Here is a 13,986-nt window from a genome sequence, read left to right as displayed (position 1 = left end):
TTTCTTTTTTTAATGTGTTGTTTCTATTTTAACCGATTTTGCATCGCCCCAAAGCCCCTCAATATCATAAAACTCGCGAATGTGCTTTTGGAAAACATGCACTACCACGTGCACATAGTCCATAAGTATCCACTCCGCGTTGTCGCTGCCCTCAACGTGCCACGGTTTTTCCTTAAGTGCTTTGCTTACTGATTTCTGAACGGAATTTACAATGGCATTCACCTGTGTGTTACTGGTACCATTGCATATTATAAAATAGTCACAAACGGTATTTTCTATATCTCTTAGGTCAAGAATTTCTATATCATTTCCCTTAACATCTTCAATCCCTCGTATTATTTGAGCAATAAGTTGATCTGTTCCTGCTTGTTTTTTCTGCATTAATTATTTTTCTTTTCTATTGTGCAAAGTTATTACTTTTTTGTTTCTTGAAGCGCCTTAAAAGGCGTAATACTAAACATAATTATCGTTTTGAAGATAATCAAACTTAATGCCATCGATTCTACCAATACATACTTAAAGCAATTGGCAAAAGAAACGCAATTGCCAAACCCCACCATTGTGGTGGCCAAAAGACAATTTGCGGGGCGTGGCCAAATGGGGAATGGGTGGCTCTCCAAGGAAGGCCAAAGCCTTACATTTAGTGTATTTCAAGCTTTTGATAAGCTACAAATAGAAAGGCAATTTTGGGTTTCTATGGCAGTATCTTTAGCTATATTGAAGGCGCTTCAAAGTCTAAATGTGCCCAAATTAAGTATCAAATGGCCAAACGACATATTGTCAGCCAATAAAAAAATTGGCGGTATTTTAATAGAGAACGTATTAACGGGAAACACTGTTAAATATGCGATTATAGGAGTGGGAATCAATGTGAATGAAACCGACTTCCACGAACTGCCACAGGCTAGTTCAATGAAGCTTGAAACAGGTGAGACATTCCAGCTTGAAGAATTGCAGGATGTACTTCTGAGAAATATGCTCGAAAAACTAAAAAAACTCTCAACTTTCGATTTTTCAGAAATGAAACCCATTTACGAGGAAAATTTATTCCAAAAGGGAAAGGTTTCAGTGTTTGAAACTTCCGAAAATTCACGTTTCAATGGAATAATAAAAGGCGTGTCTAATATCGGCGAGCTTTTGGTGGATACCGAAAATGAAGGCTTACGAAAATTTCAGTTGAAAGAAGTAAAACTAATTTTTTGAAATTGAAAACGAATAAAAAACTTTCCCTTCACTCACACTTGCGGGAGAAAGCTGAAGTTTGTTTAAACTTGCTCCAAATTGGATGCCAACGTATCTATAAATTTTGAAATAGGCCCTTTTACCATCATTGCCATCATCGCGTTAAATTCGCCTTCAAAATGAAGTTCAACAGTTGATGCGTTCTCAGAAATTTCCTCAATATTTCCGGTTAACGTAAACGGAATTTTATCGCTGATTGCGCCCAAAACTACTTTGTTTGGCTTTTCAACTTCTTTTACTTCCAACGCTATTTCGGGCATGCCTTTTAAAGCAAATACAAAAGCATTTTCTCTGATCACTTCAAATTTGCTGATGTTCTCGGGCATCAATGTTTCGAAATTCCTTACATCGGCCAAAAAATCACAAAGTTCTGCTGCGGATTTTTGGGTGGTTACTTTTTTGCTGTTTAGTTTCATTTATGAGTTTATGAGTTTATGAGTTTAGAAGTGCTGGATACTGCGACTGAACACTGAACATTATTGCCCCCAAACAGCAGGATTCTCCCTCCATTCAGAAAGCAGCGCAGCTTCTTCAGAATTGATATATTTGGATTTTTCGGCCTCTTCCAGCAACATTTCATAATTGCTCAAAGTGTTTAGGGTAACATTTGCCTTTTTAAAGTTTTCTTCGGCAGTATCAAAACCGTAACTGAAAATGGCAAGCATTCCTTTCACGTTCGCATTGGCCTCCTTTAAAGCTTCCACGGCCAACAAACTGCTTTTTCCGGTGCTGATGAGGTCTTCAACAACAACAACGTTTGTGTTTTTTTCCAGATGCCCCTCAATTTTATTTTGGCGGCCGTGTCCCTTTGCTTCGGGACGCACATAGCAAAAAGGAACGTTTAAATAATCGGCAACCAAAGCGCCAATTCCTATCGCGCCAGTGGCTACACCGGCAATCATTTCGGGCTTTCCGTACAGTTCCTCAATTTGTTTTGCGAGGTTCTCGCGGATGTAATTCCGAATCATCGGATAGGAGAGTGTAATGCGATTGTCACAGTAAATTGGAGATTTCCATCCCGACGCCCACGTAAAAGGGTTTTGTGGTTGCAATTTTATTGCATTAATTTGCAATAGTAAGGCAGCGGTTTTTTGCGCCGTTTCTTTGTTTAATATCATTGTGCAAATGTATAAAGTTTTTGTAAAAGATATTCCCATTATTCTTTCAACTGAAGAAAATATTGGGGAGCATTACACCACCATTCCTTTAAAACAGGCTCGTTTTAAAAAGTTGGTAAAAAAAATAAACAACGGCGAACTGCTTTATGTTAACCTGTACCACAAAAATGCGGAAAAACTTGAGCGTTTTCTTCGAAAAAAAATAAAAGTCGTGGAAGCCGCTGGTGGACTGGTCTATAACAGCAAGAAGGAAATTCTTTTTATACGAAGAAATAAAAAGTGGGACCTCCCAAAAGGGAAAATAGAAAAAGGAGAAACCCATCGAGAGGCAGCCGTTCGCGAGGTTATCGAAGAAACAGGGGTGAAGGATCTCGAAATCCGCGATTTTTTGATGACTACGTACCATGTTTTTACCCGCAATGATAAATTCCGGCTAAAAATAACCTACTGGTACGAAATGTTCAGTGATTATGATGGGCCGCTAATTCCCGAGCCTGAAGAGGGCATTAAAAAAGTAAAATGGAAGGATTTTGAAAAATCCCAAAGGGCTTTGCAGAATTCCTATGAAAATATTAAGTTGCTTTTTCCGAAAGAATATTTAACCACCCACCCGAACGATCGGATACCGAAGGTGTGATTTTTCGTAATAGGGCGATTGCTTGTGTATCCAGTCCAGCTGCGCATACCAATTATTCATAAATGCGGGATCGCTCATCTTTTTGCGCTCAAATTCTTTTTTGATTTCGGGGTTTTCGTTCAGAAAATTTTCAGCCATATCTTCCCAAACATAGGGCGAAAAACCTTCTTTTTGTTGCAGGATTGCGTCGAAAAAATTCCAGTTGAAAAACGAATCGGGAGCTGAAGGTTCCAAAGTTTCCAAAAGATAGCGAACGCCGGGCTGCTGGGTTTTGACCAAAATATCACCTTCTTTTACTGAAACATTTTCTGTGCTTTTTCTTACTTCCGTTTTATAATGAAGGTAATGTCCCTCAAAAGGATTTTTAACGGTTTCAAAACTTTTTATGTGATAAACTTCCGCAGTAATTATCGTGTCTTTTGAAAATTCCGAAAATTCAATTTTGTTCAACTTCAAAAGCTCAATAATATTCCAATATCCTTTCGGGACAATATATGCCGAAGGAATTGTTACGGAATCCGTTGCCTTAAAATGATTGTAATATGTAACGTCTTTCGTAAACGGTTTGTCACGGAAATATTTCAACCTTTCTGCCCCTGTAACTTTGCTTGGTACCATTTTTCCTTCAAAACCTTTAAATTTTAAAGTCGAGGTTTTCGAGGAATCCACTGCCCAGGAAAGGGGGTAGTAGCTGCCAACTTTATATTTCTCCAAAGCATTTTTTCGAAGGGTTTTTATTGTTTCGGCGTCTTTATCGGCAATATTTATAAAGCTCTTCATCAGTTCGTATGTGCCATCCACCCTTTGTCTGTAGGGTTTTAGCATATGAGTTTCCACCGTAAGGCCTAAGGTGTTGAATAGCGTGGTATAGCCCGAGGCGTAACGCGGCGAATCCATAAATTGCGAGAACCCTTTTTCTGGCACTTGGTTAAAAACGTTTACATAAGGCGTAATGTCCCATTTTTTTCGAAGCAATGAATCTTCCAATTGCGGCATAAAGGAAGTGTGCAGATAGGTGCCCAAATCTCCGCCCAATTTGTCGTGCTGTGTAAAAAGGTGCGTGAGCACATATTGATAGTCGGCGCCGTTGCTCACGTGGTTGTCTATAAACAAATCTGGATTTAGCCAATGGAATATTTCCGCAAAAGCCCGAGCATTTTTTGTGTCTTTTTTTATAAAATCACGGTTTAAATCATAATTTCTCGCATTGCCGCGAAACCCGTATTCCTCGGGACCGTTTTGATTGGTGCGGCTTGTGCTGTTTCGGTTTAAAGCACCGCCAATGTTGTAAACGGGAATCGCCGCGATGATTGTATTCTGGGGAGGGATGATTTTATTTTCGGCAAAATCTCTAAAAAGAAGCATTGTTGCGTCAATCCCGTCGGGTTCTCCCGGATGTATTCCGTTGTTTATCAATAATAGATTTCTTCCGTTTTTTGAAAAATTTTCTTTTGAATGTTTTTTATTTTGTGGATCGAATACCACGATATGAAGCGGCAAGCCGCTATCGGTCTGGCCCATTTCAAAAACAGTGATGGAGGGAAATTTCTTCTCCAGTGCCAAATAATATGCAATTACTTCTTCATAGGGTGCAGTTTGTAGGCCGTTTGAAGTTTCAAAAGTAGTGTTTAAATTTTGTGCCGAAATGTTCTGTAGTGCGAAACAAAACAGTAAATAAAGCAGACTGAAATGTAGTAGTGTTTTTTTCATCGAAAATAATATTCACAAATATAGTAAAGGCATAAAAACATTTTGAGGGCTGTGGTAATTTATAAGTCATAAAAAAAGCCCCACAAGACTTTGAGGGGCTCAATTAGGTTGTTTTAAAGAACTTTATCCGTTCATCGAAATCAAAAATTCTTCGTTGTTTCGAGTCTGTTTAACTCGGTCGTTGATGAATTCCATTGCTTCCACTGGGTTCATATCCGCAAGGTATTTGCGCAATACCCACATTCTTTGAATGGTGTTTTCATCAAGCAGTAAATCGTCACGTCGCGTGCTTGAAGAAGTAAGGTCAATAGCAGGGAAAATTCTTCGGTTGGAGATTTTTCTATCCAACTGAAGTTCCATGTTACCGGTTCCTTTAAATTCCTCAAAAATCACCTCGTCCATTTTAGAACCCGTTTCAGTCAAAGCGGTTGCAATGATACTTAGTGAGCCACCATTTTCAATATTACGGGCGGCACCAAAGAAACGTTTTGGTTTGTGAAGTGCGTTTGCATCTACACCACCACTTAATATTTTACCACTTGCAGGCTGGACTGTGTTGTAAGCTCGCGCCAAACGTGTAATGGAATCCAAAAGAATTACCACATCGTGGCCACATTCTACCAAACGCTTTGCTTTGTCAATTACAATATTTGCCACACGAACATGCTCACTGGCCTCTTTGTCGAAGGTTGAAGCAACCACTTCACCACGTACATTTCGTTGCATATCGGTAACTTCTTCAGGGCGTTCGTCAATCAAAAGAATAATTTGATAGACTTCTGGGTGGTTTGCTGCTATTGCGTTTGCAATATCTTTCAACAGCATGGTTTTACCTGTTTTTGGTTGCGAAACAATCATGCCTCGCTGCCCTTTTCCGATAGGTGCAAAAAGATCAATAATTCGTGTTGAAATGGTACTTTGCTTGTCTGCAAGGTTGAATTTTTCCTGAGGGAAAAGCGGCGTTAAATGTTCAAAAGAAACACGGTCGCGAACCACGTTCGGGTTCAAGCCATTTATTTTGTTCACTTTAATTAAGGGGAAATATTTTTCACCTTCTTTTGGCGGGCGCACCTCGCCCAAAACCGTATCTCCAGTCTTTAATCCGAAAAGACGAATCTGTGATTGGGAAACGTAAATATCATCGGGTGATGAAAGGTAGTTGTAATCGCTGGAACGCAAAAAGCCGTAGCCATCCTGCATAATGTCCAGCACGCCTTCGCTTTCAATTATACCGTCAAACTCATAGTCTGGCTCTCTATAACGGTTGCGGGAGTCTTTATTTCCGTTGCTTTTGTTGTCGTGCACATTGCCATCTTTTTGTTTGTGGCCTTGGTGTTTTTGGCGATTGTCAGGATTGTTATTGTCGTTGCGTTGGTTTTTCTGACGATTGTCGTTATTGTTGGAATTTGGTTTTTGGTGCTGCGGTTTATTATCGCTTTCCTTTTTGTCCTTCCTGTCTTTGTCATTTCTGTCATTGCCGGAACGTTTATCGTCTGCAGGTTTTTTGTCATCATCACTTTTTTTATCGTGATGCTTTTTTTGAGGTTGAGGTTTTTTGTTCCTATTCTCATTTTTCTGAGGACGTTGTTTTTGGTCCTTGGCTGCATTGTCACTTGTAGAAGAAGTTTTTTCCTCTTTCTTGGATTCTGTAGATGACTCTTCGGCTTTAATGACTGCTTTAACCGCTTTTGGGTTAGCAGCTTGGTAATCGAGAATTTGATATACCAAGTCCAATTTTTTTTGAGTGCGATATTTCGGCACATTAAGCTCTTTGGCTATTTCCTGTAATTCAGGTAGCTTTTTTTCTTTTAATTCTGAAATTTCAAACATGTAGAATATACTGTTGTTAATGTTGATACAAATGTGTTCCTTTTGAGAAGGTAAGTACGTTGAAAATTTTTTCGAAGACTAAGTAACCTTGATTGAGTTGGTTACGAATTGTTACTGCAATAATACAACAATAAATTAAAAACCACCGTTATTTTTTTTAAAAAGAAACAGTATTTTTGCTGCAGAATAGATTTTTGTAAAAAATGATCCAACGCATCCAAACCATTTATTTAGTCGTTTCTGCCATTGTAATGGGAGCTTTATTTATGTGGTTTCCAGTGGTGATTGGCACTGATGGTTCTGTAATTATGGAACGGAGTGAGCCCTTGATTTTTGGGCTGATATTTGTTTCGATTGCGTTGGCAATAATTTCAATTTTAAGTTTCAAAAAACGGCAGTTGCAGTTTGTGCTCAACCGTTTGAACATCATATCAAACTTTGTATTACTGGGAGTTTTCGTTTACAGGTTGCTAACGTTATCCGGAGAAACTATTGTTTCAGAGAAGGGTATTGGGGTACTTTTTCCCATCATTTCTATCGTATTTTTAGTGCTGGCCAACAAGGCCATAAAAAGGGATGAGGACCTCGTAAAATCTGTCGATCGTTTACGTTAAACCGATCTTGGTATATTAGTGCAAGACCCCCGGAGTATGCCAACTTCGGGGGTTTTTTGTTTCTCAAATCCCGAATCAACGATTCCCAAATTCAATAACTTCCAAATTTAGTATTTTTTCCCCATCAATCTCAAAACGCAGCATCGTGCGTACCTTTTGAAAACCATGTTTTCCCACGGCACCTGGATTCATATGAAGCAGTCCAGTTGTTTTATCGGGCATGACCTTCAGAATATGTGAATGCCCACAAATAAAGATTTTTGGTGGATTGGAATAAATTTCCTGCCGGATTGACGGATTGTACCTTCCCGGATAGCCGCCAATGTGCGTAATCCACACGTCAACCCCTTCGCACATAAAACGGTTGTGGAGTGGAAACTCCATCCGAGCTTCCGTACTGTCAATATTTCCGTAAACCGCGCGAAGCGGTTTTAGTTTTTTGATGGCATCAGTTACCGAAAGGTCGCCAATATCGCCTGCATGCCATACTTCATCAGCCTGTTTTACGTATTTCAGGATTTTTTCATCTATATAACTATGGGTGTCGCTAAGGAGCAGGATTTTTTTCAAAATAGATTATTTTTCTATGTAGCGAAGTTATTTAATATTTTGGTTTTGTCTCAATAAAAGGACAGCCCTCAGCCAACCTTCTAAACTTTTAAACTCCCAAACTTCTAAACTCTTTAAAGTAAATCGTAATTTTGTCAATTCTGAAAAAATGCAAGTGCGATATTTTATTGAAATAGCCTATAACGGGAAAAATTATTTTGGATGGCAGCGCCAGCCCGAACAGATTAGTGTACAGCAAGTGTTGGAGGAGACCATTTCAACCTTGCTTCGGAAGGAAATAAAGCTCACGGGCGCTGGCAGAACTGACACTGGTGTGCACGCCAAACAGCTTTTCGCACATTTTGATAGTGATAAAATTGAAAATTTTGATGAATTTATTTTTAGAATGAATTCCTTTCTTCCGAAGGATATTTCAGTAAAGAATATTTTTGAAGTAAAGGAAGATGCCCACGCGCGATTTGACGCGGTGGAACGGGAGTACGAATACGTTATTTCGGTCGGCAAAGATCCTTTTAGTCAGGATTTTGCCTTTCAGATTAACAATGTGCCAAATGTACCCTGGATGAACCAAGCCGCTGAATTGCTATTGGCCCATAGAGATTTTCAATGCTTTTCCCGCTCCAAAACCGATGTAAAAACGTACAATTGCACCATCGTAAAAGCATTTTGGGAAGCTACGGATAATAGGCTTATTTTTACCATTGCCGCAGATCGTTTTCTTCGAAATATGGTCCGCGCAATAGTCGGGACGCTTTTGGATGTGGGTTACGGAAAGACTACGCTGGAAGATTTTAAGGCAATATTGAAAAGTAAAAGTAGGGAAGAAGCGGGGGCATCCGCGCCGGCGCACGGTTTGTATTTGACGAAAGTTGTTTACCCCGATAACATAAAACTATAATGGCAGAAACCACAGGAAACGCATTCGATTTTAAGCTTTTTAAGCGATTGCTGGCTTTTACAAAGCCCTATCGGCTTGTGTTTTATTTTGTCGCTTTTGCCGCAATCATAATGTCCGGCCTTGCCGTGCTGCGACCCTATCTTTTGGAGTTGGCCATAGACAATTCTATGGTTCCCAAAGATGGCGACGGTTTTATAAAGTACATCATTTTAATGGTGGTCGTACTCATGCTGGAAGTAATTTTCCAGTTCGCCTTCATATTTTACACCAACTGGCTCGGCCAGAGTGTAATCCGCGATATGCGCCAAAAACTCTTCCGATTGATGATGAGTTTCAAGATGAAATATTTTGATAAGAGCGCCGTCGGAAGATTGACCACCCGTGCCGTGAACGATGTGGAAACCATTTCCAGTATTTTCAGCGAAGGCTTGTTTATGATTATTAGCGACCTATTGAAAATGCTCGTAATCGCTGGATTTATGCTATACCAAAGCTGGCGATTGTCGCTCATTGTTTTTATTGTTTTGCCTTTTATCTTATATGCAACCCGTGTTTTTCAAAAAGCGATGAAAGTTGCTTTTGAAGACGTACGGAACCAAGTTGCAAACCTAAACACCTTTGTGCAGGAGCGCATTACGGGGATGAAAATAGTTCAGATTTTTACCCGGGAAAAAACCGAATATGAGCGTTTTCGGGAAATAAACAAAGATCACCGAAAGGCTTGGATAAAAACCGTTTGGTACAACTCTATTTTCTTCCCTATTGCTGAAACCGCTGGAGCTGTGGCCACAGGATTGTTAGTTTGGTACGGAGGCTTGAATGTGATTGGCGGGGGCTTTGTTACATTGGGTATAATTACTGCTTTTATTCAATATGCCGAAATGCTTTTCAGACCGCTGCGGCAGATTGCCGATAAGTTCAACACCCTTCAAATGGGGATGGTGGCCGCGAACCGCGTCTTTGGAATTCTCGATACCAAATCGCACATCGCTGATACTGGAATGGTTGATTATACCAGCACCAAGGGAGAGATTGAATTCAAAAATGTACAATTTGGATATAATGAAGGTGAAGAAGTAATAAAGGGAATTTCCTTTAAGGCAAATCCCGGTGAAACGGTTGCCATAGTAGGTGCTACCGGAGCCGGAAAAAGTACGATTATCAATCTTTTGAATCGTTTTTACGAAATAAACAGCGGCGATATTTTGATTGACGGTATTTCTTTAAAGGATTATAAACTGGCGTCACTTCGGGGGCAGATAGCTGTGGTTTTGCAGGATGTATTCCTCTTTGCCGATTCAATTTTGAACAATATTACGCTGAACAACCCAAACATTTCTGAAGAAGAAGTAATAGCGGCGGCAAAGGAAATAGGTGTCCATAAATTCATACAATCGCTACCCGATGGCTATCATTATAATGTGAAGGAACGCGGCAGCATGCTTTCCTCGGGGCAGCGGCAGCTCATTTCATTTTTACGCGCCTATGTTAGCAAGCCCAGCATTTTGGTTTTGGACGAGGCTACTTCTTCCGTAGATACGTATTCCGAGGAATTGATTCAAACAGCTACAGATAAAATTACAAAAGGCCGAACCTCCATTGTAATTGCGCACCGATTGGCAACTATCAAAAAAGCCGATAAAATTATAGTGATGGACGCCGGTAAAATCGTGGAGGAAGGCACGCATAAAGAATTGTTGAAATTGGAAAACGGTCTCTATAAAAATCTTTATGAAGTACAGTTTATGGCAGAGGAAGCTATATAACCAATGGCTTCATTTCCTTTTTCTGCATCAATAAATCCGTTCAAATCGCCTAATAGATATAGTATAAAAAGTGTAATGACGATTACAATTAAGTATAATGGTATTAGGATAACGATAAACAACAATGTTTTTTTTATTAATTGGAGAAACGTCAGTTGATACAATCTTTTCAGTACATAAGCATATATAAGTATTTGAACAAAAAGAACGCCGATTGCTATAAAATTGAATAATTGTTTATTCCATATAGTTAATATGTACAATATTATCGCAACAATGGAACCTTGTGAATAGGTATATAGATTTATTATTAAATGTTCGGCATAATTATACTTATTTCTATAAAAAACAATCCACGACAAAAACGCCAAAAGAGGTATGGCTGCAAAAAACAATAAGTTTTGATAATCAAAAACTGATGACTGTAATTTTTTTCCAAATTCTTTTTGTGCATCATTATTTTGAGAAAAATCAAAAGTGCCATCAAACAAATCAGGATAGAATCTGAATGCTATAAAATAAAACAAACTGCTAATGGTAACGGCAATGGTAAAATAACCAAAGGCGTTTATATACTTTTTTCGTGTTCCATTGATATATCCGCCAATAACAACTTCAGGCTTCTTAAAAAGATCAATAAAAGTAAGTAGTGGTCTATTGGAATCAATACTAAAAAATACTTGGTAGAATTCTGTAAAAAGATATTTTAAGGTCAATCTTTGATTAACCACTTGTGCTCCACATTCACTACAGAATTTATCTATTTCTGAAAGTGATTTTCCGCAATTCTTACAATTCATGTATTTAGCTTAAATCCTTTTTTAAAATCTTCATAAGCTCTTCTGTATCTTCAAAAAGTACAAAATCGCCATCCTTTAAATATGAAATCTGACCGTTTTCTTCGGAAACAACCAAACACACGGCATCGGTTTTTTCAGTAATACCAACGGCTGCGCGGTGCCGAAGTCCAAAGCGCAACGGTATTTTTTTGTCATTTGAAACGGGCAGAATAACCCGGGTTGCCGTAATTCTATTTTCTTCAATAATCATAGCGCCATCGTGCAACGGGCTGTTCTTAAAAAAGATGCTTTCAATAATGGGCTGGTTAACTTCTAGGTTCATTTCATCGCCCGTGTTTTTTACAAAATCGAGGCTATTGTTGCGCTGGAGAACGATTAACGCTCCGGTGTGCGAAGCTGACATCTTTTTGCAAGCTGCAATAATTCCGTCTAAATTTGTTTTGAGAGTAGAGTCATTTCCTGAAAATTTAAACTGTTTAAGAAATCTTCGCCGTGCGTTGAAATTGGTAGAGCCCAACATCAACAGAAATTTTCGTATTTCCGGCTGAAAAACCACCACTAAAGCAAACATACCGACCCCCAAAAAACCGCCGAGAATTTTGCTCAAAAGCTCCATTTCCAAAAGTTGGGTAACTACGTAAATGGCGTAAACAATGATAATACCCACCAAAATATTGATGGCAACGGTGCCTTTCACCAAATTATAGAGGTAATACAGCAGGAATGCCACCAGCACAATGTCCACAATATCTATAATCCGAATGTCGAGAAAATCCAAGGGTGTGCGTTTTTTTGTAAAAGTAGTTTAAAAATTGATTCTTTTGAAACTGTTGTTTCTATTGATGCAATTGTTTTTTTGGGTTAATTCTATCGCTCATACCTCATCCCACAAACCTCACCCCTTAATTTCACACATTCAACCGCTTCCTTTACATCGTGTACTCGAAGAATCTTTGCTCCTTTTAAAAGCGCGATGGTGTTGAGCGAAGTGGTGCCGTTTAAAGCATTTTCCGCGGAAGTTTCCAAGGTTTTATAAATCATAGATTTTCTTGAAATACCTGCTAAAATTGGAACGTTTAGATTTTGAAAAAGTTCCAGATTATTCAAAAGCTGAAAACTTTGTTCGCGGGTTTTGGCAAAGCCAAAACCGGGGTCGGCAATAATATCGTTGATGCCCGATGCACGGGCGAGCGCGATTTTTTCGGCTAAATCTTTTAAAACTTCAATGGTTACATTTTTATAATCGGTAAGTTTTGCCATCGTTTTTGGCGTTCCGCGCATGTGCATCAAAATGTACGGCACTTTCAACTTTTCAACGATATTGTACATTTCGGCGTCCAAAGTTCCGCCGGAGACATCATTCACAATCGCTGCTCCGGCTTCCACGGTTTTTTTTGCAATCTCGTTTCGGAACGTATCTACGGAAATCAATGTTTCGGGAAATCTTTTCAGAATACATTCAACGGCGTCAACAGCCCTTCTAATTTCTTCGGCATCTGAAATTTCCTCAGCGCCCGGCCGAGTGCTGTAACCGCCAACATCCAAGAATGTAGCACCTTCGGAAAGCATTTTTTCGGCCTGCTTTAAAATTTCCTTTTCTGAAAACGTTTTCCCGCCGTCATAAAACGAATCGGGCGTTACGTTAATAATACCCATTACTTTTGGAATGGAAAGGTCTATAAGGGTGCCGCGGCAATTAAGGGTCTGCAATTTTTTAAATTTTTAATCATTCAAAATTCAAAAATTTTTAGTCAATGTGCCGATTGGCAAATAACTTTGAGCGTTCAACTTTGAACTTTGAACTATTTAAGCGAAATTTACGCAAAATCTTACAAATCACTAATGGCGGATACTTCAAATCAATACAACGACCAGATTGAACAATGCAGGGAGCTGTTTATCAAGAAAATGCACGATTACGGAAGTGCATGGCGCATTCTCAGGCTTCCGTCCCTTACCGACCAAATTTTTATAAAGGCACAGCGCATCCGTGGTTTGCAGCAAAATGCGGAGCGAAAAATTGAAGAGGACGAAACCAGCGAGTTTATTGGGATTGTAAATTATTCCATAATGGCGCTTATCCAACTTGATAAAGGCGTGGTGGAGCAGCCCGACCTGTCCTTGGAAGAAGCCACACAGCTTTATGATGAGCAGGTTGCGAAAACCAAGCAGTTGATGATGGACAAAAACCACGATTACGGCGAGGCGTGGCGCGATATGCGGGTAAGTTCGTTGACGGATTTGATTCTTCAGAAATTACTGCGCGTTAAGCAAATTGAAAACAATAGCGGCAAAACCCTAGTTTCGGAAGGGATTGATGCCAATTATCAGGATATGATAAATTATGCGGTTTTTGCGCTGATTCATTTAGAGGAAACAGCGCAAAATTCGCGTAATTAAAATTCCAAATAAAAAAAATCCAAATTCCAAAAGCACATATTTGGAATTTTGAAAATATTATAACCATAAAAATGGATTCAAAATATGATTTAGAGGAAAGAACTTTTCAATTTGCCAATGATTGTCGTAAAATGATGAGTTCTTTAAAGTTTTCCACAGCTAACGTTGAAGATGGAAAGCAATTAATAAAATCCTCGGGTTCAATTGGAGCCAATTATATTGAAGCAAATGAAAATTTAGGTGAAAAAGATTTTGTTTTCCGTCTGAAAATAGCAAGAAAAGAAGCAAAGGAATCACGTTATTGGTTGCGGTTATTATAAAATGGTAATCCTGAAATGGGGGAAATGGACAAATTAATAAATGAATCGGAAGAACTTAGAAAAATACTTTCCGCAATAATT

Annotated in this window: 16 protein-coding genes; 7 read left to right on the top strand and 9 right to left on the bottom strand. The window is 39.0% G+C overall.

All coding sequences use genetic code 11. From position 1 onward, the window contains the following. Positions 1-9 precede the first annotated feature (9 nt). Complete coding sequence (rsfS, locus tag LS48_RS09485) at positions 10-381, bottom strand: ribosome silencing factor (protein WP_045080690.1); 372 nt, start codon at positions 379-381, stop codon at positions 10-12. A gap of 90 nt (positions 382-471) precedes the next feature. Between rsfS and LS48_RS09480 the strand changes: the two genes are divergently transcribed. After that, positions 472-1,203: a biotin--[acetyl-CoA-carboxylase] ligase gene (locus tag LS48_RS09480; RefSeq protein ID WP_062622308.1), complete on the top strand. Its 732-nt coding sequence runs from the start codon at positions 472-474 to the stop codon at positions 1,201-1,203. 62 nt (positions 1,204-1,265) lie between these two features. On the opposite strand, the gene LS48_RS09475 is transcribed toward LS48_RS09480, so the two are convergent. Beyond that, positions 1,266-1,658, bottom strand: a complete 393-nt coding sequence (locus LS48_RS09475; protein ID WP_062622307.1) for a hypothetical protein — start codon at positions 1,656-1,658, stop codon at positions 1,266-1,268. 60 nt (positions 1,659-1,718) lie between these two features. Next, entirely contained in the window at positions 1,719-2,360 is a 642-nt protein-coding gene (gene pyrE / locus LS48_RS09470; protein WP_062622306.1) for an orotate phosphoribosyltransferase, read from the bottom strand. A 7-nt stretch (positions 2,361-2,367) separates the two neighbouring features. On the opposite strand from pyrE, the gene LS48_RS09465 reads away from it, so the two are divergent. Continuing rightward, positions 2,368-2,997, top strand: a complete 630-nt coding sequence (locus tag LS48_RS09465) for an NUDIX hydrolase (RefSeq protein ID WP_062622426.1) — start codon at positions 2,368-2,370, stop codon at positions 2,995-2,997. Here the strand turns inward: LS48_RS09465 and LS48_RS09460 are convergent. Both LS48_RS09460 and rho read right to left on the bottom strand, forming a co-directional pair. Then, positions 2,959-4,707, bottom strand: a complete 1,749-nt coding sequence (locus LS48_RS09460; RefSeq protein WP_062622305.1) for a M14 family metallopeptidase — start codon at positions 4,705-4,707, stop codon at positions 2,959-2,961. The genes LS48_RS09465 and LS48_RS09460 overlap by 39 nt on opposite strands. Before the next feature lie 123 nt (positions 4,708-4,830). After that, positions 4,831-6,537 (bottom strand): transcription termination factor Rho, encoded by a 1,707-nt coding sequence (rho, locus tag LS48_RS09455; protein WP_062622304.1) that lies wholly within the window; start codon positions 6,535-6,537, stop codon positions 4,831-4,833. Between the two features lie 203 nt (positions 6,538-6,740). Here rho and LS48_RS09450 point away from each other — a divergent pair, with 203 nt between their 5' ends. Then, positions 6,741-7,151: a DUF4293 domain-containing protein gene (locus LS48_RS09450; RefSeq protein WP_062622303.1), complete on the top strand. Its 411-nt coding sequence runs from the start codon at positions 6,741-6,743 to the stop codon at positions 7,149-7,151. Between the two features lie 75 nt (positions 7,152-7,226). On the opposite strand, the gene LS48_RS09445 is transcribed toward LS48_RS09450, so the two are convergent. Continuing rightward, positions 7,227-7,721, bottom strand: coding sequence for a metallophosphoesterase family protein (locus LS48_RS09445; RefSeq protein WP_062622302.1), 495 nt, complete (start codon positions 7,719-7,721; stop codon positions 7,227-7,229). Between the two features lie 154 nt (positions 7,722-7,875). On the opposite strand from LS48_RS09445, the gene truA reads away from it, so the two are divergent. Then, on the top strand, positions 7,876-8,619 hold the full coding sequence (gene truA / locus LS48_RS09440) for a tRNA pseudouridine(38-40) synthase TruA (protein WP_062622425.1): 744 nt from the start codon (positions 7,876-7,878) through the stop codon (positions 8,617-8,619). Continuing rightward, entirely contained in the window at positions 8,619-10,385 is a 1,767-nt protein-coding gene (locus tag LS48_RS09435) for an ABC transporter ATP-binding protein (protein WP_062622301.1), read from the top strand. The genes truA and LS48_RS09435 overlap by 1 nt, the downstream gene beginning before the upstream one ends. Here the strand turns inward: LS48_RS09435 and LS48_RS09430 are convergent. The 3 genes from LS48_RS09430 to folP form a co-directional block, all read right to left on the bottom strand. Beyond that, on the bottom strand, positions 10,349-11,185 hold the full coding sequence (locus tag LS48_RS09430; RefSeq protein WP_062622300.1) for a DUF3667 domain-containing protein: 837 nt from the start codon (positions 11,183-11,185) through the stop codon (positions 10,349-10,351). The genes LS48_RS09435 and LS48_RS09430 overlap by 37 nt on opposite strands. Positions 11,186-11,189: 4 nt before the next feature. After that, a complete protein-coding gene (gene cdaA / locus LS48_RS09425; RefSeq protein ID WP_062622299.1) occupies positions 11,190-11,963 on the bottom strand; it encodes a diadenylate cyclase CdaA in 774 nt (257 codons plus the stop codon). A gap of 89 nt (positions 11,964-12,052) precedes the next feature. Next, positions 12,053-12,895 (bottom strand): dihydropteroate synthase, encoded by an 843-nt coding sequence (gene folP / locus LS48_RS09420; protein ID WP_078056411.1) that lies wholly within the window; start codon positions 12,893-12,895, stop codon positions 12,053-12,055. A 132-nt stretch (positions 12,896-13,027) separates the two neighbouring features. Here folP and LS48_RS09415 point away from each other — a divergent pair, with 132 nt between their 5' ends. Both LS48_RS09415 and LS48_RS09410 read left to right on the top strand, forming a co-directional pair. Next, entirely contained in the window at positions 13,028-13,585 is a 558-nt protein-coding gene (locus LS48_RS09415; RefSeq protein ID WP_062622423.1) for a DUF1599 domain-containing protein, read from the top strand. Between the two features lie 71 nt (positions 13,586-13,656). Further along, entirely contained in the window at positions 13,657-13,905 is a 249-nt protein-coding gene (locus LS48_RS09410) for a four helix bundle protein (protein WP_235811023.1), read from the top strand. The last annotated feature ends 81 nt before the right edge of the window (positions 13,906-13,986 follow it).

The organism is Aequorivita aquimaris, assembly GCF_001573155.1.
GTDB classification, from domain to species: domain Bacteria; phylum Bacteroidota; class Bacteroidia; order Flavobacteriales; family Flavobacteriaceae; genus Aequorivita; species Aequorivita aquimaris.
Note: the sequence above shows the minus strand (reverse complement) of the source record. Positions and strands in the feature narration are given on the sequence as shown.

Excerpts from the sequence above, each read along its gene's own strand:
- rsfS (WP_045080690.1), bottom strand. The coding sequence starts at position 381 with ATGCAGAAAAAACAAGCAGGAACAGATCAACTTATTGCTCAAATAATA.
- LS48_RS09475 (WP_062622307.1), bottom strand. The coding sequence starts at position 1,658 with ATGAAACTAAACAGCAAAAAAGTAACCACCCAAAAATCCGCAGCAGAA.
- pyrE (WP_062622306.1), bottom strand. The coding sequence starts at position 2,360 with ATGATATTAAACAAAGAAACGGCGCAAAAAACCGCTGCCTTACTATTG.
- LS48_RS09465 (WP_062622426.1), top strand. The coding sequence starts at position 2,368 with ATGTATAAAGTTTTTGTAAAAGATATTCCCATTATTCTTTCAACTGAA.
- LS48_RS09460 (WP_062622305.1), bottom strand. The coding sequence starts at position 4,707 with ATGAAAAAAACACTACTACATTTCAGTCTGCTTTATTTACTGTTTTGT.
- rho (WP_062622304.1), bottom strand. The coding sequence starts at position 6,537 with ATGTTTGAAATTTCAGAATTAAAAGAAAAAAAGCTACCTGAATTACAG.
- LS48_RS09450 (WP_062622303.1), top strand. The coding sequence starts at position 6,741 with ATGATCCAACGCATCCAAACCATTTATTTAGTCGTTTCTGCCATTGTA.
- LS48_RS09435 (WP_062622301.1), top strand. The coding sequence starts at position 8,619 with ATGGCAGAAACCACAGGAAACGCATTCGATTTTAAGCTTTTTAAGCGA.
- LS48_RS09430 (WP_062622300.1), bottom strand. The coding sequence starts at position 11,185 with ATGAATTGTAAGAATTGCGGAAAATCACTTTCAGAAATAGATAAATTC.
- LS48_RS09415 (WP_062622423.1), top strand. The coding sequence starts at position 13,028 with ATGGCGGATACTTCAAATCAATACAACGACCAGATTGAACAATGCAGG.
- LS48_RS09410 (WP_235811023.1), top strand. The coding sequence starts at position 13,657 with ATGGATTCAAAATATGATTTAGAGGAAAGAACTTTTCAATTTGCCAAT.